3 protein-coding genes are annotated in these 2,694 nt (G+C 61.5%); 2 read left to right on the top strand and 1 reads right to left on the bottom strand.

Annotated elements, in window-relative coordinates:
* Positions 1 to 422: Hsp20/alpha crystallin family protein (locus tag RM96_RS28525; RefSeq protein ID WP_039015101.1), on the bottom strand; the 422-nt coding region annotated here is incomplete at its 3' end.
* A 160-nt stretch (positions 423 to 582) separates the two neighbouring features.
* Between RM96_RS28525 and RM96_RS28530 the strand changes: the two genes are divergently transcribed.
* Together RM96_RS28530 and RM96_RS28535 are read left to right on the top strand one after the other, a co-directional pair.
* Positions 583 to 1,536, top strand: coding sequence for a DnaJ C-terminal domain-containing protein (locus tag RM96_RS28530; protein WP_039015098.1), 954 nt, complete (start codon positions 583 to 585; stop codon positions 1,534 to 1,536).
* Between the two features lie 3 nt (positions 1,537 to 1,539).
* Positions 1,540 to 1,833, top strand: a complete 294-nt coding sequence (locus RM96_RS28535; RefSeq protein ID WP_039015099.1) for a chaperone modulator CbpM — start codon at positions 1,540 to 1,542, stop codon at positions 1,831 to 1,833.
* Positions 1,834 to 2,694: the final 861 nt, after the last annotated feature.

Below are 2,694 nucleotides of genomic sequence, written 5' to 3' on the forward strand. Positions count from 1 at the left end.
ATTTGGCGCGGCTGCGCGGCTTCGAGGCGCTGGATGCTGATGTGCAGCACGCCGTCGCGGTACTTGGCCTCCACCGCATTGGGATTCACGTCGTTTGGCAGGCTCACCACACGGCGGAAGCGGCCGGCGAAGCGTTCATCGATATGCACGGAGGTTTGCTCGTCCTTGTCGGGGAGATCGGACTTGCGCTCGCCGACAATGGTCAGCACGCTCTTCACCAGCTGCACGTCGATGCTGGCCGGATCGACGCCAGGGGCAAAAGCGTAGATTTCCACCGAGTGGGATGTGCCGCCGACATTCATGGCCGGAAAACTGACCCGACCGCGAATGCTGGGAGACAGCTCGAATGGCTGCTGCCACTCGCGCTGCAGGCGTTCCAGTTCTGAGAATACGTCACGGGGAAACAACGATCGATACATCATGTTTGCCTCCATTCGCTTTCGCGCGGGCGCCATATTCTGACGCCCCCGGTTGCAATGGTAAGGCTTCGCTTGGGGATTTCAAGTTCTTGATTTGGCTGATATTCGGCATCACTCTTCCGAGGAGAAGGGCAGCCCTCGAGACCGGAAAAGGGGAACACGCATGGAGTTCCAGGACTACTACAAGACGCTGGGAGTGGCACGCAATGCCACGGCGGAGGACATCAAGAAGGCGTTCCGCAAGCTCGCGCGCAAGTTCCATCCGGACGTTTCCAAGGAGTCGGATGCCGAACCGCGCATGAGGCAGCTCAACGAGGCCTACGCCGTGCTCTCCGACCCGGAAAAGCGCGCCGCGTACGAACAACTGGAGCGAGGCTATCAGCCTGGCCAGGCGTTCCGTCCGCCGCCGGACTGGGACAGCGGCTTCGAGTTCTCCAGTCGGGGCTTCTCGCCCCAGGAAGAGGCCGATTTCAGCGACTTCTTCGCCGAGCTGTTTGGCCATGTCGGGGGCAGACACCGCGGCTTCCATGCAGATGGTGGCAGCTTCCAGTCACGCGGTGTGGATCACCACGCCAAGGTGCTGCTGGACCTGGAAGACGCCTTTACCGGCGCCACCCGTCAACTTTCACTGCGGGTGCCAAGCATGGACGCCCAGGGCGTGGTGCAGCTCGGGAGCCGGACCCTCAGCGTGAAAATTCCCAAAGGCGTGCGCGAAGGTCAGCTCATCCGTCTGGCCGGGCAGGGGGCGCCGGGGATCGGCGGTGCGCCGGCGGGGGATCTTTTTCTGGAGGTGCATTTCAAACCGCACGACCGACTGAAAGTGAAGGGGCGAAATCTACACCTCACCCTGCCGGTGGCGCCATGGGAGGCGGCGCTGGGGGCGGTGGTGCCCATCGATTTACCTGGGGGCGAACTGAAGGTGCGCATTCCCCCTGGCGCACAGAGCGGCAGCGAGCTACGTGTGCGCGGCAAGGGCATTCCCGCTAATCCACCGGGCGATCTGCTGCTGGACATCCAGGTGGTGCTGCCGCCGGCAAACACCCCAAAGGCGCGGGAGCTTTATGAAACGATGGCGCGGGAATTGGCCTTTAATCCGCGCCCGGATAGGAGAGCCTGACCCATGCGTGATGATGACGTTCTGATAGGCTGCCTGATGGAAGATGCTTGGCTGACTCTGGAGCGGGTGGCGGCAGCCTGCATGGTGGAACCAGAGTGGCTAATGCGGCATGTCGATGAGGGCTTGTTCCCCCATGCCGTAAGTGTCGCTGGCGTCTGGCGGTTTTCCAGCGCCAGCCTACTACGGGCGCGGCGCATGCGGCAGTTGGAGCGCGACTTTGACGCCATACCGGAGCTGGCCGCTCTGGTGGCCGACCTGCTGGAAGAAATGGATGATCTGCAAGCGCGGATGCGTTGATGACGCTCGCGTCAACAGCAAAGCCCTCGCCTTGAACTAGCTCACGCCGGATGTTCGTGCGGCTACCGCGAGGCCGAAGTTGAAACGAGCCCAGCAGTTTGCAGTTGCCTTTGCCATCCACTCGCAACCGCGGGGATTGGCCCTGGGAAATATCAGGCCAACCCGAGATGGCTTCTATTGCGCAATCTCGGCTGTTTGGCGCCAGACGCCGAACCGCCGGAATGGCCTGCGGATTCAACCCGTCGATGCACATCAATGCTCCTCAGCATATTGCCGTCTCACAAGATTGATCCAAAGCGGCTGATCCCCCTCGCTTCCAACTGGACGCCTTCCGCGATATTCACGAGAGCATCGGGAACGCTGCAATCACGACAGCGCTCAAGGCACTCATTGAGGCATGGAAGCCAACTCGATAGACCGGTGAAGGCAGCTTGAGCGGGCGACTGGAACGCGCTACGCTGGCATAGATTCTCACCATATAGCTGCTTTCAGGCATAGGCCACCCTCGTGCAAAGGGTCGACACGGCCCGGAGCGCGAGCCGTAGCCTGGCGAGCCGTTGATGGTCGAGGAGCTTTCGTTGGAACGCGCGTCGGAGCCAGATCGGGCGGCCTGCGCAAGTGGCCATTCTACCCACCTTCTGATGCTCATGCTCCCCGTTCTCCCTGTCCCGAAGCTCATTCAATACCGGCCGCGTGCCGCCATCGCGCTAGTGATCGGCATCGTCGCTGCATTCGTGGCGCCGGTGTCGCTGCGCCCGCTAGTCCGAAGTTTGAGGGCCCGAAACGCAGCTAAGCAAGACATGGCGCGCCTTTGCGCCATTTTTTGCGTCCTAGTTGTTCCCATGTAAATGGTTCAATGTT

Origin of the sequence: Cupriavidus sp. IDO (assembly GCF_000812465.1) — a bacterium.
Taxonomy (GTDB): Bacteria; Pseudomonadota; Gammaproteobacteria; order Burkholderiales; family Burkholderiaceae; genus Cupriavidus.